The 24,028-nt window shown below is 54.1% G+C and carries 18 protein-coding genes; 11 read left to right on the top strand and 7 right to left on the bottom strand.

What is annotated here, in order from left to right:
* Positions 1–42 precede the first annotated feature (42 nt).
* Positions 43–1,155: a hypothetical protein gene (locus B4A77_RS09955; protein WP_173382090.1), complete on the top strand. Its 1,113-nt coding sequence runs from the start codon at positions 43–45 to the stop codon at positions 1,153–1,155.
* Positions 1,156–1,293: 138 nt separating this feature from the next.
* Here B4A77_RS09955 and pta read toward each other — a convergent pair whose 3' ends face one another.
* Entirely contained in the window at positions 1,294–2,682 is a 1,389-nt protein-coding gene (gene pta / locus B4A77_RS09960; RefSeq protein WP_290740370.1) for a phosphate acetyltransferase, read from the bottom strand.
* Positions 2,683–2,941: 259 nt separating this feature from the next.
* Between pta and B4A77_RS09965 the strand changes: the two genes are divergently transcribed.
* Together B4A77_RS09965 and B4A77_RS09970 are read left to right on the top strand one after the other, a co-directional pair.
* Positions 2,942–6,637, top strand: a complete 3,696-nt coding sequence (locus B4A77_RS09965; RefSeq protein WP_290740373.1) for a fibro-slime domain-containing protein — start codon at positions 2,942–2,944, stop codon at positions 6,635–6,637.
* A 234-nt stretch (positions 6,638–6,871) separates the two neighbouring features.
* Positions 6,872–10,549: a fibro-slime domain-containing protein gene (locus tag B4A77_RS09970; RefSeq protein WP_290740377.1), complete on the top strand. Its 3,678-nt coding sequence runs from the start codon at positions 6,872–6,874 to the stop codon at positions 10,547–10,549.
* A 72-nt stretch (positions 10,550–10,621) separates the two neighbouring features.
* Here B4A77_RS09970 and B4A77_RS09975 read toward each other — a convergent pair whose 3' ends face one another.
* The 4 genes from B4A77_RS09975 to B4A77_RS09990 all read right to left on the bottom strand — a co-directional run bounded on the left by B4A77_RS09975 (position 10,622) and on the right by B4A77_RS09990 (position 14,492).
* Positions 10,622–12,157, bottom strand: coding sequence for an Rne/Rng family ribonuclease (locus B4A77_RS09975; protein WP_173366049.1), 1,536 nt, complete (start codon positions 12,155–12,157; stop codon positions 10,622–10,624).
* 215 nt (positions 12,158–12,372) lie between these two features.
* Positions 12,373–13,368, bottom strand: coding sequence for a haloacid dehalogenase-like hydrolase (locus tag B4A77_RS09980; RefSeq protein WP_173382087.1), 996 nt, complete (start codon positions 13,366–13,368; stop codon positions 12,373–12,375).
* Between the two features lie 20 nt (positions 13,369–13,388).
* Positions 13,389–14,222 (bottom strand): M23 family metallopeptidase, encoded by an 834-nt coding sequence (locus tag B4A77_RS09985; RefSeq protein ID WP_173366047.1) that lies wholly within the window; start codon positions 14,220–14,222, stop codon positions 13,389–13,391.
* A gap of 3 nt (positions 14,223–14,225) precedes the next feature.
* Positions 14,226–14,492 (bottom strand): hypothetical protein, encoded by a 267-nt coding sequence (locus B4A77_RS09990; protein WP_173382086.1) that lies wholly within the window; start codon positions 14,490–14,492, stop codon positions 14,226–14,228.
* Positions 14,493–14,558: 66 nt separating this feature from the next.
* Between B4A77_RS09990 and B4A77_RS09995 the strand changes: the two genes are divergently transcribed.
* From B4A77_RS09995 to B4A77_RS10010, 4 genes are all read left to right on the top strand, one after another.
* Entirely contained in the window at positions 14,559–14,711 is a 153-nt protein-coding gene (locus B4A77_RS09995; RefSeq protein WP_173366045.1) for a hypothetical protein, read from the top strand.
* A gap of 3 nt (positions 14,712–14,714) precedes the next feature.
* The gene (gene dnaN / locus B4A77_RS10000; RefSeq protein WP_290722839.1) at positions 14,715–15,836 is read left to right on the top strand and encodes a DNA polymerase III subunit beta; all 1,122 of its coding nucleotides are present in this window, start codon (positions 14,715–14,717) and stop codon (positions 15,834–15,836) included.
* Between the two features lie 144 nt (positions 15,837–15,980).
* Complete coding sequence (locus tag B4A77_RS10005) at positions 15,981–17,351, top strand: anaerobic C4-dicarboxylate transporter (RefSeq protein WP_290731196.1); 1,371 nt, start codon at positions 15,981–15,983, stop codon at positions 17,349–17,351.
* Positions 17,352–17,390: 39 nt separating this feature from the next.
* Positions 17,391–18,113, top strand: coding sequence for a tRNA 2-thiocytidine biosynthesis TtcA family protein (locus B4A77_RS10010; protein WP_173366043.1), 723 nt, complete (start codon positions 17,391–17,393; stop codon positions 18,111–18,113).
* A gap of 32 nt (positions 18,114–18,145) precedes the next feature.
* Here B4A77_RS10010 and B4A77_RS10015 read toward each other — a convergent pair whose 3' ends face one another.
* Complete coding sequence (locus B4A77_RS10015; protein WP_290740380.1) at positions 18,146–18,748, bottom strand: fibrobacter succinogenes major paralogous domain-containing protein; 603 nt, start codon at positions 18,746–18,748, stop codon at positions 18,146–18,148.
* A 122-nt stretch (positions 18,749–18,870) separates the two neighbouring features.
* On the opposite strand from B4A77_RS10015, the gene B4A77_RS10020 reads away from it, so the two are divergent.
* The 4 genes from B4A77_RS10020 to B4A77_RS10035 all read left to right on the top strand — a co-directional run bounded on the left by B4A77_RS10020 (position 18,871) and on the right by B4A77_RS10035 (position 23,081).
* Positions 18,871–20,619 (top strand): 1-deoxy-D-xylulose-5-phosphate synthase, encoded by a 1,749-nt coding sequence (locus tag B4A77_RS10020; protein ID WP_290740382.1) that lies wholly within the window; start codon positions 18,871–18,873, stop codon positions 20,617–20,619.
* A 128-nt stretch (positions 20,620–20,747) separates the two neighbouring features.
* On the top strand, positions 20,748–21,653 hold the full coding sequence (locus B4A77_RS10025; protein WP_173382080.1) for a hypothetical protein: 906 nt from the start codon (positions 20,748–20,750) through the stop codon (positions 21,651–21,653).
* Between the two features lie 21 nt (positions 21,654–21,674).
* A complete protein-coding gene (locus tag B4A77_RS10030) occupies positions 21,675–22,676 on the top strand; it encodes a hypothetical protein (RefSeq protein WP_290740387.1) in 1,002 nt (333 codons plus the stop codon).
* 12 nt (positions 22,677–22,688) lie between these two features.
* Complete coding sequence (locus B4A77_RS10035; protein WP_173382078.1) at positions 22,689–23,081, top strand: hypothetical protein; 393 nt, start codon at positions 22,689–22,691, stop codon at positions 23,079–23,081.
* 228 nt (positions 23,082–23,309) lie between these two features.
* Here B4A77_RS10035 and B4A77_RS10040 read toward each other — a convergent pair whose 3' ends face one another.
* Positions 23,310–24,008, bottom strand: a complete 699-nt coding sequence (locus B4A77_RS10040; protein WP_173382077.1) for a hypothetical protein — start codon at positions 24,006–24,008, stop codon at positions 23,310–23,312.
* Positions 24,009–24,028: the final 20 nt, after the last annotated feature.

The raw sequence follows: 24,028 nt of genomic DNA on the forward strand, positions 1-24,028 counted from the left end.
TATACAGCAGAAATTCCAACTTTTCCCCAGGAGACTCATATTATGGAAGGAAACGCTACCAACCAAAAAGCCATGGAACTACTCCATGAGGCCGCCTTCACCTCTTCCCTTATCAAGGCCAAGGAACGCGAAAGCGGCATTGTAACAGAAGAAAATATGTACCCGGTCAACAAGAAAGAGACCGACCGCATGGCAGAACTTCTGGGACAAGCCGAAGCTGCTGCCGACAACGCCCAAGACCCGGCATTCGTCGAAAAATTCGACCAGCTAAACGATATCGTACAGTGGTCCTACGCCCGTCATCGCACATGGAAGTTTAGCCTTATTTGTGGCGTCATCCTTTTGGCCCTTCTTTTCCTATGGGCACGCAGCAGCAGTCAGGACTCGGTCCAAACAGCAAAAGACACTATCGCAAAAGTCGAAGCCTGGACCGAAAACGACACCACCATCTCTTGGGAAAAGAGCGGAACGCACTTCAAATACACTGAACTCTTCGTCTCTGCAAACAAATGGAAAGCGAACAAGCTGGCCTCGTATAAAAACAACTACCTCGAGTGCGAAAAGAACCTGAAGACCCTCAATAAGTCTCTTGAAACGGCCACCACCGACTCCAGCAAGAATGCAATCCAAAAGCAAATTGAATACAACACAAAAGACATGAACCAGAGCCGTGCCATTTTCGACAGCATTGCCGCGATGAACTTCCAGCAAATCAAAGCCAGTGTCATCGCGGATGAAAATCGATACATCAAGAGTTCAGAATCCAGCGCCACAACCTACCTGGTTTTCATCATCCTCCTTGCCGTTCTCATCGGCCTCTACATCTGGACCGGTTACCCCTATGGTTACGAAATGACGCGCAGCCGCACCCGCAACAAGATCCTCGAATGGGTGCGCAAAGTCGGTTTTTCATTGGCAAGCACGTTCTTCGGCGCTGGACTTGCAGCCAAGCTCTTTGCCGATGACTATATCGTAAAGACCACATTCATGGACGGTCACACCGAAACCCGCAGGGAATCGGACATTGCCGGCACCTTCTTCAACATTATCATAAAATTCGGCCTCATGGCAGTCGGTGCTTTCATCTTCATATTCATCTCCATATTCATCATCTTTATCGAAACCGCAGCCGGCCTGATAAACAAGATCCGCTAGACGATCGCCAAAGCCATTTACCCAACAGAAAAGCCGGTAGCAAACGTGATGAAAACCCCGAAAGTTGTATCCAACTTTCGGGGTTTTCATCAAAGCGGTGCTTTTAAGCTTTGCACTAGGATGAGCGGTCGCTAGCTCTTACCCTGCCTGGACGGCGGTGAGGGCGATCGTGTACACGATGTCTTCGACGAGGGCGCCACGGCTCAGGTCGTTCACCGGCTTCGCGAGACCCTGGAGCATGGGGCCGATGGCGATGGTGCCCTGCGCGCTACGCTGCACGGCCTTGTAGCCAATGTTACCCGCAGAGAGGCTCGGGAACACGAACACGGTCGCCTTGCCGGCGACGGTGCTGCCCGGGGCCTTGAGGGACCCGACGCTCGGCACGGTCGCGGCATCGTACTGCAGCGGGCCATCCACGAGCATCTCGGGGCGGGCTTCCTTCACGATCTTGGTCGCTTCGCGCACGAGGTCTGCATCGGGGCCCTTGCCGCTGTTCATGGTGCTGTAGCTGAGCATCGCGACACGGCTCGGGAGGCCGAAGGCCTTAGCGGTGTCGTCGCACTGCATGGCAATCCCTGCAAGTTCCTCGGCGGTCGGGTTCAAATTGATGGCGCAGTCGCCGTAGATGTAAGTCTTGCCGGGCATGCACATGAAGAACACGGAGCTCACGGACTTGACACCCGGGGCGCACTTGATCACCTGCAGGGCAGGGCGCAGTGTATCTGCGGTAGAGTGGATGGCACCGGAAACGAGGCCGTCGACTTCGCCCATCTTGAGCATCATGGTGCCAAGCATTACGTTATCTGCAAGAGCCGCGCGGGCCTGGTCTTCGGTCATGCCCTTCGACTTGCGGAGTTCCACGAGCGTCGGAACGTACTTTTCGGCGAGTTCAGCACTGGGTTCGATAATTTCGATGTCAGCCGGGAGCTGCACGCCCTGTTCCTTCGCGACCTTCAGGATTTCTTCCTTCTTGCCCACGAGCACGGGAACCGCGATACCACGGTCGATTACGAGCTTCGCTGCCTGCACGGTACGCGGTTCGCTACCTTCGGGGAGCACAATGCGCTTCTTCGCCTTGGACGCCTTGAGGAGCAGGCCCGCACGGAACATCGCCTGGCTCGTCTTCCTTTCGGCGGGTTCTGCGGCGAGGTCCTTCGCGAGGCACTTCCCACAGTGCAGCAGGCGGCACGGGCAGAACAGGTCGGCATCCTCGCTATCGGAATAGATCTTCGCGTCGAGCGCGGTCGCGAGGGTGTCGTTGAACTTCTGGGCCATAACGGCGCTCATGCCAACAGCGCCTTCCACCACGACGGCGTCCACGGAATCAAAGTCCTGCTTAAGGAAGTCGGCGGCAATCTTTTCCATGAGCACGGCGGAGTTGTGCTCCTTGAGTTCGGCAACGGCCTCGGCGCCATTCACGCAGGGCTTGTAGGTGGCGGACTTGAGGCCGGCGGCGGCAACGGCGTCGACGACTTCCTTGACTTTGGCTTCCATATTTGCGGAAGCGACCAGGTAGACTCGATTCATAGAATATCTCCGGAATAAAACTGATTGTTGAACGTGTAAAAAGTAGGTTTTAACCGCGGAAAAAATTGGGGACCTGTCCCAAAAACGGCACCCTTCACCCCGCAGTAAACTTTTATTTACATGAATAGGCTGTTTATGCACGTTTTTTGCACGCTTATTTTAAATTGGAACCCTGCCTCCTGTTGCATTTTTACCCAAAATAAGCGATATTTACAGTATCGCCCCACTTGATTGGGATGTGTAATAAGGAGCGATTATTGTGTGGTATAAGGTTATCACTCGTGTGATTCTGTCGACGCTTGTCATGGCAATGTGCGCCATGTCACAGCCCGGGAAGAACAAGAGTTCTTCCTCGGCCGACGTTGCGTCGTCATCGTCTGTCGCCGGACCCGGCGCAGGCGGTTCTACTGTCGTTATCCGGTTCATGCCGAACTGGACCAACACCAACGCCATCTTGAACTACAAGGGCACGGAGACCCCCATGACCGCAGTCAACAACTACTGCGGCTGGTTCCAGGCGACCGTCAAGAACGCCCCCGCAAGCGGTTTCGAGGTCTTGTTCAAGCAGACCATCGGAAACACTTACGTGACCGCGGAAGGCCCGGAGAAGGTGGCGCGCGACCTGCAGCCCGTCGGGACTCCCATCAACCTCGACAGCGTCGCCGCGCTGAACGACACGCTATGGATTATCGGGAATCCCTCGGGACCCCCTGACCTGTTCTCGAAATACCCGAACCGCCTGGGCGACTGCCCGGTCAAGACGCTCTCGGTGATGATGTTCGACTGGTACGACGGCTCGAACAGGGGCGGACGAAACGGCTACGAGGCACGCGGCGTCCCCCAATACGGCGAAGGCACAAACGAAGACTTCGGCAACAGCGGATGCGGTCTCACGAAGGGAATGGTGGAGCCTACGCTCGGCAGCAACGGCGTCCCGGTCCGCGCAAGGGACTTCCCCTCCAGCTGCACGAACGCGACCCACCTCGACTACTGGTTTTTGCCCGAAGTCATCAACACCGGTGCAGACGGCAAGAAATACACGAACGCCACATGCCGCGACCTGGAACTCGAACTGACCGACGACGGATTCTGGCTCGGCCAGCGTGACGACGGCAGCAAGGAAGGCGGGTTATTCTTCCTCGACGACTTCCGCTGGCTCGACGAGGCCGGAACGGTCGAGAACGTGCATTACGATTCCATCAACGGTAACAAGGGCTTCCACAACTTCGGCTTCACCATGAAAATCCAGGCGAAGTTCGAATACGTGCCCGGCCAGTACTTCGAATTCAACGGTGACGACGACGTATGGGTGTTCATCAACAACCGTCTGGTGGTCGACATCGGCGGACAGCACACCAAGGCTTCGGGCTCGGTAGACCTCGACACGCTCGGGCTTGTCGAAGGCAAGACCTACCCGTTCCACATCTTCTACGCCGAACGCAAGCAGACGCAGTCGAACTTCATGATGCGCACCTCCATCGACCTGCGCACCGAGGCAAGCATATTCCTCACCGACATGCGCTCCACGCGGGATATCAAGAACTACGACGTATGGCAAATCGTGAAGAAGGACGCCCTCAGTTGCGACTTCTCCGCGAACGAGCTTGCAGACGTCGACACCGTGGAAGGCCCGTCCAACTACCGCCTTACCGGCGGCAACCTCGGTGAAGCGGGCGTGATGCTCGATACCGCGGGAATGTGGTTCGAAGGCATCACCATCGAGGACAACTGGTACCAGTTCAGCATCGATTCCGCACGCATCGTAGAGAACAACGGGCTTGCCCCGGGCCACTACTACCTCGAGGTCTCGCTCAAGAACAACCCCGAACAGAAGACCGGCGTGTGGATTACCATCCCGCCGTACAAGGTGCCCACGCTCGTGTTCGCTACCGAGGAATGGAAGAACCTTTCATCGGAGATTTCGGGCGACACGCTACAGATCGGCCAGTGGGCATACGAGATGTACAAGGTGCAGGTGATGTTCGAGGAAGACTGGGCGCAGGTATCCATCTACAACCAGAACATCAACCTTTCTTCTAGCGACCCAAACATGAAGACGGTAGACGAGAACGGCAAGCCCATAAGCAAGGTCGTGCTCGACTCCATGGGCCGTGCCACGTTCTACGTCATCGCGAATGCACCCGTTACGGGAGCGACGCTACAGGCGAAGGGGGCGGCATCTTCTGCGGCAACATGGACCGACCTCGTGTTCAAGGAACCTCCCATACCGCGGATCTCCAGCGCGATATTCATTGACCGCAACGGCGACGGGCGCGGCGACAGCCTGCACATCAAGTTCAACAAGGAGCTCGGCGGCAAGAACAACCTCGACTCGCTCAAGTTCGCATTCGGCGAAGGCTTCCCGGTACAGACAAAAGAAAACTGGAAGGTCTCCAGCAACAATACCGAGCTTTCCATCGTATCGAGCAACAACTGCGAACCCTACAAGCTCTGCGGATTCAGTTCCCTCATCTTTACCGGCGGCAAGGAAGATATCTACACCGGAAGCATCGACACCTGGTTTACCTACACCGAAGGCGGCAAGGGCTACCACTTCCACATCGCGGCAGACCCGCTCGAAGACGGCGTGAACCCCATCGTCACGCAAGCCGTCAAGAACATCACGAAGAACGGCCACGTGCTGAGCCTCACCTTCAGCGAGGCGATCACCGAAGAGACAAGGCAATACTTCAAGGACATGTTCCGATACGTCTGCGTGCGTGGCGGCGAACAGGTCAATCCCGAAAAGCCCATGGGCATAGACAACGGGACTTCCCGCAGCACGATGGACCTGCTCTTTACCGTGACCACCTACGATGCGGTGATTCCCTCCGTAGGAGACTCTGTCGGCTTTGTCCCCGGCGTAGGAGGCTCCACCACGAATGTCGCCGAAGACATGAGCGGGGTAAAACCGCACAAGTACACCCCGATGGTGCGCATCTCGGGACAGCAGGACATGCAGATTACCGGAACCGACGTGCTCCCGCTCTCGCCGGACAACCCCATCGTGCAGGATCCGACAACCACGCAGCCTAAGCTCATCACCAACAAGGATGCCGACGCGAAACAGGTTTCCGATTCTCTCGGCGTGCAGGGGCACCTGGTCGGTTTCGACGTGGCCGAACTCATCTCGACCCAGACCGCCGAAGAAATCGCGAGCCTCGACAACCTCATCTCAACGCTGCTGAACGGAGGCAAGGACGACACCACGTACACTGTGCTCGAGATTACCAAGGAAGAATCCATCGCCCAGCTCATCGAGGCCATCCAGGCAAGCACCATCAGCGGCTTTAGCGACAAGGCCATCACCGGGTTCATGGATTCCACGATCAACGCCAGCAACTACAAGAAGAAACTGACAGGCGATGACCTCCAGCTGTTCGAAGAATACGTGCAGCGCGGAATCGAAGCGAGCCGAGACACCATCGTGAACATCACGACCGCGGCCGACATGGATGTCAGTTCGCTGTTCCAGGACATTATCGACGGGACCATTTCCGCGAAAGAACTGAAGAAGAACGGCGTGAGCGAAGAGGTAATCGAGGCCATCAAGAACGGGACGATTACCGCAAGCAACATCGACCGCTACCGCGACGGGACGCTCTCGCTCGTCACGCCCGACGACGTGAAGCTTGTTTACGAGACCAAGTACTACTCGCACCTCGGCAACTACGTGGGCGGATCCTCGGGATCCATCCTCTGCTCCGACAAGGAAATCTATGGCGACGCGGGATGCCTCGCGAACCCGGGCAACCTGTTCCTCGCATGGAACATGCGCGCCGACGACGGACGGCTCGTCGGAACGGGCGCCTACATTGCGCGCCTGCACCTGAAAGTCGTCGTCGGGAAGAAGACCGCAACGAACATCACGCGCGACCTCCTGTGGGGCGTGCGCCGCGGAGGAAACAACGGCATCAACCTGGGAGATATCCTGAACGAAAAGAAGAAAAAGTAGCATTACGGAACCTTTTTTCCCTACTGTAAATTTCTGTTAACCAAAGATACACGAAAAATGGCCATTTTTCGTGTATCTCCTTGTGTTGTAAACAATTATATGGTTGCATTTTCGTTTACAATAAGGCATATTTAAGGTATAGTCTATTAATGGGATGTTAAAGGAGTAACAACCGTGTGGTACAAGTCTATCACTAGAGTTTTATTGTTGACGCTTTTTGCGGTAGTGTGCGCTATGTCACAGCCAGAGGGTGGCCGCAGCTCAACAACGGTAATCCGGTTCATGCCGAACTGGTCCAATACCAATGCTATCCTAATCTACAACGGAACAGAAACCATCATGACCGCAGTCAAGAACTACTGCGGCTGGTTCGAGACCAAGGTGAAGGACACGCCCGCCTCCGGGTTCGAGGTGACCTTCAAGCAGACCATCGGCAACACCTACGTGACTGCCGACGGACCCGAGATCGTCCCGTCCGGATCGCTCCCCGTCGGGGCCCCGATTTCGCTCGACACGCTCAAGGCCAAAGGCGACACGCTGTGGATTATCGCAAACCCCGTGGACGCACCCGAACTCTACGCGGCATATCCGAACCGCCTGGGCGAGTGCCCCGTGAGGATCCTCTCGGTGATGATGTTCGACTGGCTGCACGGTGAAGGATGCGACGGAATAGAATGCAAGGACAGCAAGCCCTACGCGAACGGCGCGAAGGACGTTTATTTCAACGACCCCATCTACGCCATCAGCAACGACTTCGGTAGCGGCGGCTGCAGCGGATCGTACAACAACTACCAGAACAACGCGAAGGACCAGCACAACACAAGCTACATGTCGGGCATGGTAGAACAGCAGCTGGGCGCAAACGGCGCACCGGTTCGCGCACACGACTTCCCCGAGCACTGTCTCCTCACCGAGCACCTCGACTACTGGTTCCAGCCCCTCGTCATCGGCAAGGACGCCGCCGGCAAGCAGTACACGAACGCCACCTGCCGCGACGTGGAACTCAAGTTGACCGACAAGGGATTCTGGGAAGGCAAGAAGGACGGCAGCAGCAAGGAAGGCGGGTTCTTCCTGCTCGACGACTTTGAATTTCTTGACGATGCGAAGACCGTAAAGAACATCTTCTTCGACACGGGGACCAAGGCCAAGGACGGCAAGAACCACAACTTCGGCTTCACCATGAAGGTGCAGGCGAAGTTCGAATACGTGAAGGGCCAGGAATTCGAGTTCTTCGGCGACGACGACGTGTGGGTGTTCATCAACAGGCGCCTGGTGGTCGACCTCGGCGGACAGCACAGCCAGGTGCGCGGCTCCGTGAACCTCGATACGCTCGGGCTCGTCGAGGGCCAGGAATACCCGTTCCACATCTTCTACGTGGAACGCCACACCGGTTCTTCCAACTTTATGATGCGCACGTCCATGGACCTGCACACCGACGCAAGCATATTCCTCACCGACACGCGCTCGACGCCACTGCTCAAGAACTACGACGTGTGGCAGATCGTGAAGAAGGACGCTCTCTCCTGCAACTTCGACATGAACGAAGGCGCACAGGTCGATACCGTGGAAGGCCCCTCCAACTACCGTCTCACCGGCGGCAACCTTGGCGAAGCGGGCGTGCTGCTCGACAAGACCGGCGAGTGGTGGTTCGAAGGCATCTACATCGAGGACACCTGGGACAAGTTCAGCATCGACTCCGCACGCATCGTGGAGAACAACGCGCTCGCCCCCGGCCACTACTATCTCGAAGTTTCGCTCAAGAGCAATCCTGAACAGAAAGCCGGAGTCTGGATTACCATTCCGCCCTACAAGGTTCCCACGCTCGTGTTCGCGACCGAAAACTGGAAGAAGCTCGGCTCACAGGTTCTCGGCGACACGCTACAGATTGGCGAATGGGCCTACGAGACCTACAAGGTGCAGGTGATGTTCGAGGAAGAGTGGGCGACAGTCACCCTCTACAACCAGAACATCAGCCTCTCCTCCTCCGACCCGCAGATGAGCATCCTCAACGAAGAAGGCAAGCCCATCAGCAAGGTCGTTCTCGATTCTACAGGAAGGGCGACCTTCTACGTCCGCGCGAACACTCCCATTACGGGCGCGACCTTGCAGGCCAAAGGAACGGCGGCATCGGCGGCGACATGGAGCAACCTAATATTCAAGGAACCGCCCATCCCGAGGATTACCTCTGCCAAGATATTCGACCGCAACGGAGACGGACGGGGCGACAGCGTGTGCATCAAGTTCAACAAGGAACTCGGCGGCAAGAGCAGCCTCGACTCGCTCAAGTTCGCGTTCGGCGAAGGATTCCCGGTGCAGAAGAAAGGCGCCTGGAAGACCCACAACAACAATACGGAAATCACCATCGTCTCCAGCGAGACCTGTGAGCCCTACAAGTCATGCGGCTTCAGCTCGCTCGTGTTCACCGGCGGCAAGGACGACGTCTACACGGGCGCCGTCGACACCTGGTTCACCTACACCGAAGGCGGCAAGGAATACAACTTCCACATCAACGCGGACCCGCTCGAAGACGGCGTGAACCCGATTGTCACGCAGGCAGTCAAGAGCATCACGAAGAACGGCCACGTGCTGAGCCTCACCTTCAGCGAGGCCATCACCGACGAGACCAAAGATTACTACAAGGAGATGTTCAACTACGTGTGCGTCCGCGCCGGCAAAGTTGTAGATCCGGACAAGCCTATCGGATACGACAACGGCAGCAACCGGAGCAAGATGGACCTCCTGTTCTCCATGGCCACCTACGACGCGATTGTCCCCTCCGTGGGAGACTCCGTCGGATTTGTGCCCGGCGTGGGTGGCTCCACCGTCAATGTCGCCGAAGACATGAGCCAGAACAAGCCGCACAAGTACACCCCGAAGGTAAGAATCTCGGGCGACCAGGAAATGGAAATCACGGGTCCCGATGTCCGCGGAATCAATCCCGACAACCCGATTATCAAGGATACGACCACGACGCAAACATTCCTCGTCACGAACAAGGATGTCGACGCCAAGTATGTTTCCGACTCTCTCGGTGTCCATGGGCACCTCATCGGTTTCGATGTCGCGGAACTCATCTCCTCGCAGACGGCCGAAGAGATTGCGGCACTCGACGCCCTCATCACGGAACTCCTGAACGGGGGCAAGGACGACACCACCATCACGGTCACGGAGATATCGCGCGAGGAAGCCACCACGCAGCTGATAGAGCTTATCAAGGAAAGCCAGGTGACCGGATTCAGCGACGAAGTGTTCAACGGGATTCTCGAAGGGACCATCACCGCCGACAACTACAAGACCAAGCTCAAAGGCGATGACCTCGCGCTCTTCAACGAATACGTGGAAAGCGGCATCGAGGCGAGCCGCGACACGGTCTACGACATCAAGTCCGCCGCCGACAAGAACATCGGGAGCCTCTTCCAGGATATCATCGACGGGACCATCACCGAAAAGGAACTCAAGAAAAACGGCGTGAGCGACGAAGTGATCGAGGCCATCAAGAACGGCACCATCACGGCAAGCAATATCGACCAGTACCGCGACGGCACCCTGAACCTCGTCTCGCCCGATGACGTAAAGCTCCAGTACGAGACAAAGTACTTCACGCACCTCGGCCACTACGTGGGCGGGTCCTCCGGCGTCATCATGTGCTCCGACAAGTCCGTCTACGGCGAAGAAGGATGCCTCGTGAACAACGGCAACCTCTTCCTCTCCTGGAACATGCGTTCGGACAACGGCCGCCTCGCGGGAACGGGCGTCTACATCGCGCGCCTGCACATGAAGATTATCGTCGGCAAGAAGACCGCATCGAACATCACACGCGACCTGCTCTGGGGCGTGCGCCGCGGCGGCAAGAACGAGATTGACCTCGGCTCGATGCTTCCGAAATCTTCCAAGAAATCCCGCAAGAAATAATATTCTCTCTCATTGAAAATTAAGGGCTTGCGGTCTTGCCGCAAGCCCTTAAATTATCACCCGGGGATTATCCTATACAAAGTTGTACAGGTCGGTGATATCCTCGTTGTTCTTGTCGTACACCCAGAACTGGTTCGTATGCGCATGATCGTCTTCCACGAGGTTGATCTTCATGCCGTGCTTGTATTCCAGGTAGTGGAACATACGGCCGAGGTCCTTGCAGAACACATCGACAAGCGGCGTGCTCACCACGAGGGTCACTTCGCGAAGCTTGCCCTTCGCACGGGCGCGGGCGAGCCAGCGGTCGATCATGCCGAGCGTAGATTCGAGAGTCGGGATACGGCCACCGCCATGGCAGACAGGGCAGAGTTCCGTCTTCTCGGTCATCAGGTTCACGCGGACGCGCTTGCGGGTCACTTCCATGAGGCCGAACTGGCTGATGGGAGCCGGGCTGATGGGAGCCTTGTCGCGGCGGATAGCCTTGCGGAATTCCTGGTACACCGCCTCGCGGTCGGCATCGGTCTCCATGTCGATGAAGTCGATGATGATGAGGCCGCCCACATCGCGGAGGCGCAGCTGCTTCGCAATCTCGTGGCAGGCGTCGATGTTTGTTTCGAGGATGATCTTGCTCTGGTCCTTGCCGTGCACCTTCGGTCCGGTGTTCACGTCGATGGAAACTAGCGCCTCGGTCTGTTCGATGACGAGGTTGCCACCGCGCGGAAGCGGGACCTGGCGCTGCAGGGAGCGCGCATAGTCGTTCTCGATCTTGAAGTATTCGAACAGGCTCTCGCTAGAGCTCCAGAGCTTCACCTTGTCGAGCTTGTCCGGAGAAAGCACCTTGAGGTAATCACGGAGGGCAAAGTATTCGTCGCGGTTGTCGATATACACGTAGTCCGTGTTCTCGCCGAAGTATTCGCGAACAGTCTGCTCGATGGAATCGGATTCCTCGTAGATGCACGTTTCGGCAGGCATGGTCTCGAAGTTGTACTTCGTCTGTTCCCACTTGCTCTCGAGTTCGCGCATCTGCTTGCTGATTTCGAATTCGGATTCGTTCAGACCGTTGGTACGCACGATGTAGCCCACGTCGCGGCCCTTGAGGCGGCGGACCACCTTCTTGAACTCGCGGCGCTTGGACGGGTCGCGCAACTGCTTGGTCACGCCGATGAAGTTCGTCCCCGGCATGCACACCAGGAAGCGGCCCGCAAAGCTCAGGTGCGTCGTCAGACGGGCGCCCTTGGTGCTAATCGGTTCCTTCACGACCTGGACCATGATTTCCTGGCCTTCCTTCAAGATCTCGTCGATGGAGACCTCCTTGGAAGAACCGCCCTCGTCGTCATCGTCGCCATATTCGCGGCGAAGCGACTCGTTCCTGTCCATGGCGTCGTCCTGATGGAGGAACCCGGCCTTCTCGAGGCCGATATCGATGAACGCGGCCTTCAGGGCGGGGAGCACCTTCTGGACGACTCCCTTGTAAATATTGCCCAGGACTCGAGTAGACGAGACGCTCTCCACGACAAGTTCCGCAAGGTCGCCGTCTTCCATGATAGCGATGCGCTTCTCGTAAGGTGTCTTGCTAATCAAAATCCCACGCTTACACTTATTTGCCATAAAACTCCTAGAAGTAAATGCAAAACCAATAAAACTTATAAATCCCTAAAAAGCCCTCCAAAAGTATGGAGCGCTTCCGAGTCCCGGGGGATTCCTTGCGGAAAGTACCGAAATTCCACCCCACGGAACCTAGAGAGCCAAAATATAACAAGACAGGAAGCTTTAGGTAGGATTGGGCCGCCCTTTACAAGGACAAAACGCCCTCTTTCGAGGCACTAACCGCCCAAATGGGTCGGCGGATTGCTCGCGCTGCTCCTGATGGCGGCCTTCTTCTTTTCGACAATCGCATCCGCAATGGAGCGAGCCTTCTCGACAAGCCACAGCCACGACTGGGAGCCTTCCGAATAATCAGCCTCGCCGAACATCTGCACACGGTTGTCCCTGCGAAGGGCGTCGACCTGCTTGAACGCGCGGACGTTGCCCTTGGGATAGACGGCGAAGGTGGCGCCGCCATTGTAGTTCAGGATGCTGAACGCAGGCACGTCGGAAGGGCCGTCGGCGATATAGACCATGTTCTCAAAGGGAACGCGGCGGCTCTCGCGAGCGATAGACGAGTTCACGTCGATCGTATCGGGATACTTGTTGCTTCCCTTGTTGATTTCGAAGAGGTAGCGCGTCTTGGAGGTGTTGTCGAGAGCGCAGGCGACCTGGGTAATCTCACGGTCCGGAACCAGGCCGAGTTCCGCGGCAGACGCACTCGATTTCAGGTCCCCGGCCGCATCCAGGAACCCGGGTTGCAAAGCATCCTCGATGAACTCGCAGCCGTAGATGCCGTCGACATAGGGCGCAATGGCACTCCCGCGAATCGTCTCCGCGAAGCCGGTACTAACAACATAATGTTCCAGACGGATATCGAACGCCTTGTATTTCGGGTCTTCGGCGATAAGCTTCTTCATGTCGCCGAAAAACTGCGGGAGGCCCGGATAAAACACGAGCTCCTTGCCGAACTCGCGAAGCCGGGCGTTGTTGAGTCCCTTGAACAGGCCCGCCTTCACATAGGTGAGGATGTGGTTCAGGTAGCTCGTATCAGCATTGACGGATATGCCCTGCGCGGCATAGCGTTCCCTGAGGGCGTTCGCCTCGTCCCAAAAAATTTTTCCGTCCACGCCGTAATAGCGGAAGAGCGGTTCTTGCATGTAAGAACTGATGAGCGTCTTGTCGCAGTCCCAGACCATCGCGATTACATTCTGTTCAAACGGAGCCTGTTTCATTCCCGCACCTCGCCTTGACGTTACTTTGTTATAAAATAGTCTTCCGGATTTACGGGCACGCCATTCACGCGAATCTCGTAATGAAGCCCGACTCCGGATTCGCGACCGCTCTCGTTCACAATGGCAATCGGGGAACCGCGATGGACACGTTCGCCTTGCTGTACCAGCGACTGGCCCAAGTGCGCATAGAAAGTCTTGACCCCGGGCGTATGTTCGATTTTGACCGAGAGGCCAAACCCGCGATGAGAACGCACCTCGGCCACCACTCCCGCACCGGTCGCGTAGACCGTATCCCCCACATCGGCGACAAAATCTATTCCGCGGTGTGGCAGGTCTATTTCGGTAAACGGGTCATGGATCATCTCGAAGCGGTTCCTGACAGCATGGCCGTTCTTGAGCGGATGCAACACCGGAATCGATGCGGCAAGAGCAGGATTCTTCTCGACTCCATTAAGCAGGTTCTTGAAGGTCGTCTCGATTTCACGGATACTTTTCCGTGGGTACAGGCCATTCGCACCGTCGTCGGCCAAGGCATCATCGAGCGTGAACCCGAGCCCGCTGAGCTTGACGGTACTGTCGCGCAAGAGCTTGGTTTCTTCTGCACGGAGAATCGTCTCGTCCACCGATTCGCGAACCTTCTTTATCTCGCGGGAGATACCCCTATTCTGGCGATACACGGATACGGCGTCGCCATCGGCGACACTGTCCACAATCTTCACGGGAGAAAAAAGCACGAACCCCACGACGGCAAGCACGAAGCAAATTCCCATGACAACAAGCCGCATCGGGCTCACGCGGAAGCTCTTGCTGCCGGACGTCCTTTCGGAGAAGGTATGTATCTCGATTTTTCGCACAGGCTACGGACGCTCCCCGGCAATCTTCTTTTCGAGATCCTCGATACGCCGCTTGCCCTCCTCGATTTCGCCCAGGAGTTCCACAACGGCCGGATCGTCCTTGATTGTCCCGAGCAGATCCCCGCGGACCGCCTGGTACAGCTTCTGGCCCAGGGACTGGAACCTGGTTTTCAGGCGGCTTTCTTCCGTCGCCAGTTCAACCCTCGCCAAAGCGGAGCCCGCAAGGTCCTTCGCCTTGGTTTTGAGCTTATTTATTGCCGTTTCGTTCATGTTCCTTTCCTCTTTCGCCTCTAAAAAATAGTAGTTTTTCACTGTTAAAATCAACGGAGACACAACATGAGTCGAAGCGAACGCAGACGCGCAAAGCAGAATGCAAAGAATTTCGTGCCAAAGAAAAGCAATTCCATGAACAAGTGGGTGATCGTGGCTTTGGCCGTTATCGCAGTCGTATTCTTTGTCGGTACGACTATTATCCAAAGAGGTGCCTAAAAAATGAAGTTCGTTATTGAAAAAACCGTTTTCCAGGATGTACTGCAGGCAGCCATCAACGCCGTCCCCAACAAGTCCACCATCCAAATTCTCAACAACTTCGCGCTGCGCCTCGAAGGCAACTTCCTCGAAGTGAGCGCGACCGACTTGAACCTCGGTATCAGGGTCAAGGTCGAAGTCCAGGGCGAACGCGACGGTTCCGTGGTCATCAACGCACGCAAGCTTCTCGAACTCATCAAGAGCCTCGTCGACCCGAGCATCACGACCGTATCCGTCGACGTGCAGGACTTCCTCGCCACCATCCAGTGGAGCGAACGCGGCAAGGCCTCCATCACCGGTTTTGACGCAAGCGACTTTCCGCCGTTCCCCGAAGTTGCCGAGGGCGAATCCCTGAGCTTCGCCGCTAGCGAACTTGCATTCCTCGCCGAGAAGACGACCTTCGCCTGCTCGACCGACGCCATCCGCCTCAACCTGAACGGCGTATTCCTCGAAGCGAAGGACGGCACCGTCTCTATGATTGCGACCGACGGTCACCGTCTGGGCCGTGCCTCCATCGACCAGGAAGGCGCGAACCTCACGAACGGCGCCATCATCCCGAAGAAGGCACTCCAGCTTATCCTCAATATGGCGAAGTCCGACGCGACCATCGAAATCCGCACGTCGGCCACGCACATCCTCTTCAACACCGGATCCACGCAGGTCATCTCGAAGCTCTTCGAAGGCCCGTACCCGAACTACCGTGCCGTGATCCCGCAGAACTTCGAACGCACCGTGCAGATGAACACGACCGAGTTCCTGAACAAGATGAGGAGCGTGCTCTCGATGGCGAACGCCCGCACCCACAAGGTGCGCCTGCAGATCGACGGCAACACCATGGAACTTTCCGCAAGCGACCCGGATGTCGGCGGCGATTCCCGCGAAGCCATCGCGGTGACGCACAACGGCGAAGGCAACTTCAGCATCGGGTTCGATGGCCGCTACCTCACCGAAATCTTCGGCATGTGCAAGAGCGAAGAAGCCATCATGAAGATGAACAACCCGATTGGCGCCTGCATCATCGAACCGGTGGGCGACAACCTCGGGTTCAGCTTCCTCCTGATGCCGACGCATCTGAACGACGACTAACAGTCCAGACAGGCTGTTACGTATACAGATAAACTAAAAACAGGGTTCCGCACGAGCGGGACCCGTTTTTGTGCCGTCCTGATTTTACGGAGAATTATCAAAAAAGCCAAACCCTTTTCCGGGAAAAAAGATTATTTTAAAACCATGACATTGATGATAATCCAACTCCTGGTTGTGCTTCTCGCACTCTACGTGGGTTCCCGTTACGGGAGCCTTGCCCTCGGCGCGATTTCGGGAATCGGCCTTGCCATCCTCGTACTCGGCTTCGGCCTGCAGCCCGGCAAGCCGCCTACCGACGTCATCTACATCATCATCGCGGCGGTGACCTGCGCAGGCATTCTGCAGGCATCGGGCGGCATGGATTGGCTTATCCAGATTGCGGAGCGGCTGTTGCGCAAGCATCCGAACCACATCACGATTTTGGCTCCGCTCTGCACGTTCTTCCTCACGGTGCTCGTGGGTACCGGCCACGTCGTGTACACCCTCATGCCGATTATCTGCGACATCTCGCTCAAGAAGGGCATCCGTCCGGAACGCCCGTGCGCCGTAGCTTCGGTCGCTTCGCAGGTCGGTATCACCTGCTCGCCCATTGCAGCAGCCGTCGCCTCGTTCGTCATCATCTCAAACGCAAACGGGTTCAACATCAACAACCTGCAGGTCATCGCGATTACGATTCCCGCGTGCCTTTGCGGGCTCATGGCCGCGGCAGCCGTTTCGTACAGGCGCGGGCTCGACCTCGACAAGGACCCGGCATTCCAGGCGCGCCTCAAGGACCCGCAAATGAAGGAATACATGTACGGGAATACCGCTTCCGTGCTCGACAAGGAAGTCTCCAAGGAAGCGAAGCGCGCCGTGTTCATTTTCCTCGGTGCCCTCGCCGTCATCGTATTCTTCTCCATTATGCAGATTGCGGGCCACGACATTCGCCCCAAGTTCCCTACAGGTAAAGTAATTGACGGCGTGGCGCAAATGAAGCCGCTCGCCATGAACATCATCATCCAAATTGTGATGATTGCTGCGGCCGCGTTCATGGTTATTTTCTGCAAGGCAGCCCCCAAGAAGGCCGTGGCGGGCGCCGTGTGGCAAAGCGGCATGGTCGCCGTCGTCGCCATTTACGGAATCGCTTGGCTTGCCGACACCTACTTCGCAAACTACATGGACGTGATGCAGGGCGGCCTCAAAGACATCGTGCAACATTACCCATGGGCAATCGCGTTTGCGTTCTTCGCGGTGAGTGTGCTCATCAACTCGCAGGGTGCGGTGGTGGTTGCCATGCTCCCGCTCGCCTATAGCCTCGGCATCGAAGGCCCTGTGCTCCTGGGCGTGCTCCCGAGCGTGTACGGGTACTTCTTTATCCCGAACTACCCCTCCGATATCGCGACCGTGAACTTCGACCGCTCGGGCACAACCGTCATCGGCAAGTACCTGCTGAACCACAGCTTTATGCGGCCGGGCCTCGTGAGCGTCGTCGTCTCGACAATCGTGGGTACACTGCTCGTGAAGCTGTTCTACTAGAATGCGCCCTACCACCTATAATTTTATATTATAGATGAAATGGCAAACGCAATCCGCAAACGCATCAGCAAGAAAATTACCAAGGCTCTGCACGACTTCAATCTGATTGAAGACGGCGACAAGGTGCTCGTTGCCGTAAGTGGCGGCAAGGATTCGAGCGTGCTGCTGATGGAACTCGCAAACCGCATGGGCAAGTTTTTGCCGAACTGCGAAATCGGTGCGATACATATCCAGAGCGACTTTGCGGACAAGGCCCCGCGCGAATTTTTGCAACGGATGGCGGAACAGTACCCGCAGATTCCGTTTTACTTCAAGGACGTGGCGGTAGAAGGACGCCTCAAGGAAGGGCGCAGCCTCAACTGCTACTGGTGCAGCACGCAGCGCCGCACCGAGCTCATCAAATTCGCCCGCGAAAACGGCTACAACAAGATTGCGCTGGGCCACCACATGGACGACATCGTGGAAACGCTCCTGATGAACATGCTGTACAAGGGCGAGTTCAGCGGCATGCCCCCGATGGTACCCTACGAAAAGTACCCGTGCAGCATTATACGCCCACTTTGCTACTGCGAAGAGAGCGAGATTATCGAATATGCAGAGGACGCGGACATCCGCAAGTTCACCTGCACCTGCGAGTTCTCAAAGGCGAGCCACCGCAAGACAATACGCGAAGAAATCAAGAGCCTCACCAAGGGCAATTCCACCCTCAAGGCTAATTTATTCGAAAGCATGCGGAATATCCGCATGGACTACTTGCTATAGGCGCTCGCGGAGTTTATTCAACCGCAAGACATTTACTGCGCCGCTTGCGCGGCCTTGACGCAGCGCACGGAACGGAAGTCCCCCTTGGGGAAGGCGTTCATGCTTGCGGCCTTGCTGCTGAAATCGAGGAACAGGTAATACGCGAGATCGTCGGGCGTGGCAGTTGCGCTCCAGAAGTAGGCGTAGCCGCCGATGCCGTCGTATTTTTCACCGCGATAGCCCGCGGGGAGCGCGTTAAAGCCGAGCGCGTCGGTACCGTTCCCCTTCTTGAACCATCCGCCGGTGGACTTGAGTTTTTCGCCCGCAACTGCCATGCCGTTCGCAAAGTCCGAACCGCCCGCCTCCGTAATTAGCGATGCAAAGTCCGCGCTGTCCGGGAGGCTCCAGCCTTCGGGGCATGCTGCGCGCGCATCGTCCCAAGTGTAGAGCCGCCCATACTTATCGCAGTTGCGGCTGTCGCCCTCGGGGCACACGCTCCCCTCGGTCACGAAATTCAGGTTCTCCGCAAACCAGGTAAGGCCACCAATCTTTACTACGTCGTAGCTCCGACCGTCGCGCGGGTCGGTAAACGACTCGGAGCAGGCGATAAACAGCACCGATACAAGAAGGCAAGGCAGGTATAAAACGCGACGCATAGGAGAAAAATAATAAACGATATCGCCTGTTTCCTGTAAGAACCAGAAAAAGTGTTTTCGGGAAGAATAAAAAGCGCAGCAGGTTGTATATTTACTTTAGAACAACTTTAAGACGGTACCCTATGTTAATTGAAAAGATTGCATCCCCTGCAGATTTGAAAAAGATGGACACGGAAAGCCTCAAGGTGCTCGCGGCCGAAATCCGCACGGCGCTTTTGAACAAAATTTCCAAGTGCGGCGGGCACTTGGCGCCGAACCTCGGATTCGTGGAGCCGACCATCGCCTTGCATTACGTTTTTGAATCGCCCAAGGACAAGATTGTCTACGATGTAAGCCACCAGAGCTACACGCACAAGATTTTGACAGGCCGCGCCGAAGCGTTCCTGAATCCGGACAAGTACTGGAGCGTCACGGGCTACACCGAACCTTGCGAAAGCGAACACGACCATTTTATGATTGGCCATACATCGACTTCGGTAAGTCTTGCACTCGGGCTTGCAACTGCCCGCGACATCAAGGGCGAAAAGGGCAACGTCATCGCTGTCATCGGTGACGGTTCGCTGAGCGGTGGCGAAGCGTTTGAAGGTCTCGACAACGCGGGCGAATACGCGACGAACTTTATCGTGGTCGTAAACGACAACGAAATGTCCATCGCCGAAAACCATGGCGGACTTTACGGGAGTTTGGCCGAGCTCCGCAGAACGCAAGGCAAGAGCGAAAACAATTACTTCAAGACGCTCGGGTTCGACTACCTGTATGTAGAACAAGGTAACGACATCGAATCGCTCACCGCCGCATTCCAGCAGGTGAAGGATTCAACAAAACCTGTAGTCGTGCACATCCATACGCTCAAGGGCAAGGGCTACAGCTTCGCCGAAAACGCGAAGGAAGGATTCCACTGGGCAGCACCGTTTGATATCCCCACCGGCGTGGTGAACTGGGGCAACGGTGAATCGTACGGCAACATTCTCGGCGACTACCTGATGAAAAAAATCAAAGCCGACCCGAAAGTCGTCGTAATCCATTCCGCGGTGCCCGCAGGCATCGGATTCTTTGCCGATCAGCGTAAAGCGGCGGGCAAGCAATTTATTGACGTGGGCATCGCCGAAGAGCACGCAGTCGCACTCGCCTCGGGCCTTGCGAAGGGCGGCGCAAAGCCCGTGTACAGCACGCACAGCACGTTTATCCAGCGCACCTACGACCAGCTCTCGCAGGACCTGTGCGCTAACAACAACCCGGCTACATTGCTCATTACCATGTCCGGCGCCGACGGCATGAACGACACCACGCACCTCTGCATTTTCGACATCGCGATGATGAGCAACATCCCGAACCTGGTGTACCTCTGCCCCACCTGCGTAGAAGAAGCCATCGCCATGATGGACTACGCCATTGACCAAACGGAACACCCGATGGCCATCCGCATCCCGAACGGAGTCGCGCATAGGAATGTGGCATTCGACAAGGATTACTCCAAGCTTAACACATTCAAGATTGACAAGCGCGGAAGCAAGGTTGCGCTCATCGGTCTCGGGAGCTATTACGCCCTCGCCGAAGAAGTCGCCGCGGAACTTGCCAAGCAGGGAATCGACGCCACCATTATCAACCCGCGATTTGCCACGGGCATCGACTGCGAAGTGCTTGAAGGACTGCGCGCCGACCACCAGGTAGTCGTGACGCTCGAAAACGGCGTGGTCGACGGCGGCTTCGGCGAGAAGATTGCCCGCTTCTACGGCAACAGCGACATGCGCGTGCTTGTGAAAGGTCTCAGGAAAGAATTCTACGACAAGGTGCCCTACGGCGAACTCATGGAAAGGAACCGCCTCACGCCCAAGCAGATCGCGGAAGACGTGATGACGGTGCTGGGGTAGCGCCCCTTTCTATCCCGTTTCCGCCAACTGACGCATCCTCCTTCAGGCTCTTTGATTTTTGTCACAAAGTCCCCTAAAATAAATTGCTCATTTTAGAGAAAACTTATATATTAGAATCAAGGTCGCTTATGAAAAAAAAGAATATACTCAATCTTCTAAAGGAGCAGGCTCAAAAAACCGGGCAAAAAGTGGTCAAAGCGGCCAAGGAGATTGCAGATGATAGCGGTTTATCCACAAAGGAAGGCCGTGAGGAACTTTTAAAAAGAACTAAAGATCTCGCAAATAAAACCAAGGCGTCTATACAGGAGACCGCCTTACGTGGGGCATCTGTCGCCAAAAAGAACGTTGACAAATCAATAGAAACGATACAGAAAAAAAGCAACCAACTAAAAGAGGCCATCAAGAAACAGAAAGAAAAAAAAGCTGAAGCAAATTCTAAAGAAGAAACAAGCAAAGAGAATTCATTAATTACAAAACCGAATGAGACAAAAACAACCCGTTCTAAAAGAAGTCATCAAAACCAACAAAACCAAACAGCAACAATGGTTGGCGTTATCGCGGGAATTGCAATAGGGGCTGTAAGTATTGCCTCTGAATTTTACGATTTTGGAAGTCCTAGTAAAGATACAAGACTCTATAAACCATCTAGCGAACATTGCGCAGTCTATTCTCTAGAAGAAGAATACAACATGATGACAGATTGCATAGATAAAAACGAAGATCAGTACTCTAATGTAGTTGGTGTTTGTGCTGATTATATAAAACAACATGTGTGCGACATGCAAAAAGAACGTAATCAAAATATACACTCAACAAAAATCTATCGCCCAAATAATAAAACTCATTGCGCATTTTTCTCTCTAGAGCAAGAATATCACCTTATGCATATATGCGTAGAATCATGCGATGGGAACACATCGAGATGCTCAGAAGAAATCCGTTTGTTCGAATGCTCTGAAGGAATTACTTATAATGAGGCCGAGCGAAAAGCGGAATCTTGTCCGATAAGGGATAATAACTATTATTACAGATAGAACCTTTTTTACGAATGCAGTATGGATGAACTGTTGACATGGCGCAAGCTTCGAAATGAACTTGAAGACATGCTTAAAGCTCGAGGCATGAGCTATCCGGATGCTGTAAAAAAATACTATTTAAGTTATCCCAAAAGCAACTTCAATACAGACAATTTTGATTATAAAAACAGCGTAGAAAAAAAATATTGGAAAAGACGTCACAAGCATGGCGAAGCCCCTGATGACGACACGTTAAATGGAAAAAATGCGTCTAGGTATCCCAAGGCCATTGAATTCTTCACACAGCTAAAAGACTATCTCATAACGTTAGATTGCCCCAAGTCAGATCAATGGATTGTTGAAAATATGGGATCAGATTTCTTTAGTCGTTTTAGTAATGAAGTCATACAGCCATTAAAAAGAGAAGCCGAAAATCGCCAGAGTGATTGTTCTACAGAAAAAGATTGTACGGATGAACTGTTGACGTGGCGCAGGCTCAGAAACGAACTTGACGACATGTTTGAAGTTTACAAAATCAAATCTCAAAAAGAGAGCTATAATTATCGAGATGCGGTGATTGATTTCTATAAGGCACATCCAAAAGATTTGTCAGAAAAGAAGTTAAAAAGAAAGAATGATATTAAATTAAATTTAAATGGGAATGACCCTATTGCGAATGATTTCTTTGATTTTGAAAGTAGCGTAGAAAAAAAATATTGGAGAAATCGACCTAAGAGTGATGAAGATTTAAGCAACGATCGGCTTGGCGCAAACAATAAATGTAAAACAGAGGATAAAGCCAAATATTTCAAAACCATTAAATCTAGATATTCCAAGGCAATAGAATTTTTCAAGGAACTTAAAAATTTCATCGCTTCGCAGAATCGTATAAAGCCAGACGAATGGATTATTGAAAATATGGGAAAAGATTTTTATAGAACTTTCCGTTCTGAAGTCATTCAACCGGTAAAAAAAGAAATTAAAGAACGTAAGTTTAAGCCATCCAAAGACCTGAACGGCATGGATGAATTTGATTTCTAGGAGATTCCAATAATGAAAAAATTATTCATTGCAATTTGCCTGCTGGGGGCAATAACCTTTACTCGGAGTGAAATACAAACTCCTTCAAAGCAGGATTCTGTGCAAATGTGTCCATGCCCAGAGAAGAAAGGACTTTGGGCTAAAGCAAAAAGCTGGGTTAAAGATAATCCAGAAACGGCAACGGCTATTGGAACAGCCATAGCTGGAGCCGCACTAATGGGATATGAGGCATATAGTGGCTGCGACCGCTATGATATTCTGATAGAATATAAACTTATGCATGCCTGCGTCCAAAATTGCGCAAATGAAAATAAATGCGCTAAAAGTATTTTTGAATGGGAATGCAAGCAAAAAATCAAGCCTCAAAATGCCGAAATGAAACTCAATTCCTGTTCTCTAGAATAAAAAAAACTCCTCAAGATGAAATCCTGAGGAGTAAAGAACAATTAAAAATTACCTATTGGCCTCCCTTGTATAGTTTACTGGTTGGATTCATCTGAACAGAACGGTTTTTATGAACAGCCAAGTACTGTTTGTTGAAACCGCTCGTGCCCTTGTTGGCATTATGTTGGTTTGCGTGATTGTCACGCGGTGAGAGTTTAGACATAAGAGTCTCCTTGTTAATTGTTTATGTTATGCAGCGTCGTCTTCGTCTTCATTATCGGCGCATAGCGATTCAAGCATCTCCTTGCCGAGTTTGAAGTGGACGTCGTAAGATTTGAGATTGCTCTTAGTATCAGGCGTTCCCTTTATGGTGACATCGCCATTTATGGGATTAAGCTTCGCCTTGAAATCGGTCTTGATGTATGTTTGACGCATCATCTTGCCGATTTCGACAAGCTTCACCTTGTCGGAACATAGTTCAACATTTTGCATATTCTTGCCGTATGTCTCGGACATGTCTACAATCTCATGCGAACCCTTGTCATACCAGTGGTCGGGTACGGGCTGAATATTCAGCAAAAACGGGGCGAATCCAGAATCAGGCGTCCACAAGGTAACCGCAAATGCGCCCTTGAGCCCTTGCCATATCTCGCAAGATTCAAACGCTTTAAGGCCTTCCTGAGTAAGCTCGTAGCCATTTATTTTGTCATAGCAAATAAGGCCACTCTGCTTGAAAAAGAAAAGGATGTTTTTCACGGCGCTTAAGCGGGCTTTCCCGTTGTCGCAAAACAGTTCGCGGCAGATATCCTGTTCGTTTGCTTGCGGATGCTCCTGAATGTACATCAGGAAACCGCGTATCCATGGGTTGGGACGCAAAGATTGGATTTCTCCCTTTACAATGCGATAACTGATGTTAGAATTGGTGATGTTGGTAATGTCGAGAATCATGGTTGTCTCCTTGTTGTTAG

Source organism: Fibrobacter sp. UBA3718, from assembly GCF_002371935.1.
Classification (GTDB): Bacteria; Fibrobacterota; Fibrobacteria; order Fibrobacterales; family Fibrobacteraceae; genus Fibrobacter.

Excerpts from the sequence above, each read along its gene's own strand:
- B4A77_RS10010 (WP_173366043.1), top strand. The coding sequence starts at position 17,391 with ATGGCAAACGCAATCCGCAAACGCATCAGCAAGAAAATTACCAAGGCT.
- B4A77_RS10015 (WP_290740380.1), bottom strand. The coding sequence starts at position 18,748 with ATGCGTCGCGTTTTATACCTGCCTTGCCTTCTTGTATCGGTGCTGTTT.
- B4A77_RS09980 (WP_173382087.1), bottom strand. The coding sequence starts at position 13,368 with ATGAAACAGGCTCCGTTTGAACAGAATGTAATCGCGATGGTCTGGGAC.
- B4A77_RS10040 (WP_173382077.1), bottom strand. The coding sequence starts at position 24,008 with ATGATTCTCGACATTACCAACATCACCAATTCTAACATCAGTTATCGC.
- dnaN (WP_290722839.1), top strand. The coding sequence starts at position 14,715 with ATGAAGTTCGTTATTGAAAAAACCGTTTTCCAGGATGTACTGCAGGCA.
- B4A77_RS10020 (WP_290740382.1), top strand. The coding sequence starts at position 18,871 with ATGTTAATTGAAAAGATTGCATCCCCTGCAGATTTGAAAAAGATGGAC.
- B4A77_RS10025 (WP_173382080.1), top strand. The coding sequence starts at position 20,748 with ATGAAAAAAAAGAATATACTCAATCTTCTAAAGGAGCAGGCTCAAAAA.
- B4A77_RS09990 (WP_173382086.1), bottom strand. The coding sequence starts at position 14,492 with ATGAACGAAACGGCAATAAATAAGCTCAAAACCAAGGCGAAGGACCTT.
- B4A77_RS10030 (WP_290740387.1), top strand. The coding sequence starts at position 21,675 with ATGGATGAACTGTTGACATGGCGCAAGCTTCGAAATGAACTTGAAGAC.
- B4A77_RS10035 (WP_173382078.1), top strand. The coding sequence starts at position 22,689 with ATGAAAAAATTATTCATTGCAATTTGCCTGCTGGGGGCAATAACCTTT.
- B4A77_RS09975 (WP_173366049.1), bottom strand. The coding sequence starts at position 12,157 with ATGGCAAATAAGTGTAAGCGTGGGATTTTGATTAGCAAGACACCTTAC.
- B4A77_RS09955 (WP_173382090.1), top strand. The coding sequence starts at position 43 with ATGGAAGGAAACGCTACCAACCAAAAAGCCATGGAACTACTCCATGAG.
- B4A77_RS09995 (WP_173366045.1), top strand. The coding sequence starts at position 14,559 with ATGAGTCGAAGCGAACGCAGACGCGCAAAGCAGAATGCAAAGAATTTC.
- pta (WP_290740370.1), bottom strand. The coding sequence starts at position 2,682 with ATGAATCGAGTCTACCTGGTCGCTTCCGCAAATATGGAAGCCAAAGTC.
- B4A77_RS09970 (WP_290740377.1), top strand. The coding sequence starts at position 6,872 with ATGTCACAGCCAGAGGGTGGCCGCAGCTCAACAACGGTAATCCGGTTC.
- B4A77_RS10005 (WP_290731196.1), top strand. The coding sequence starts at position 15,981 with ATGACATTGATGATAATCCAACTCCTGGTTGTGCTTCTCGCACTCTAC.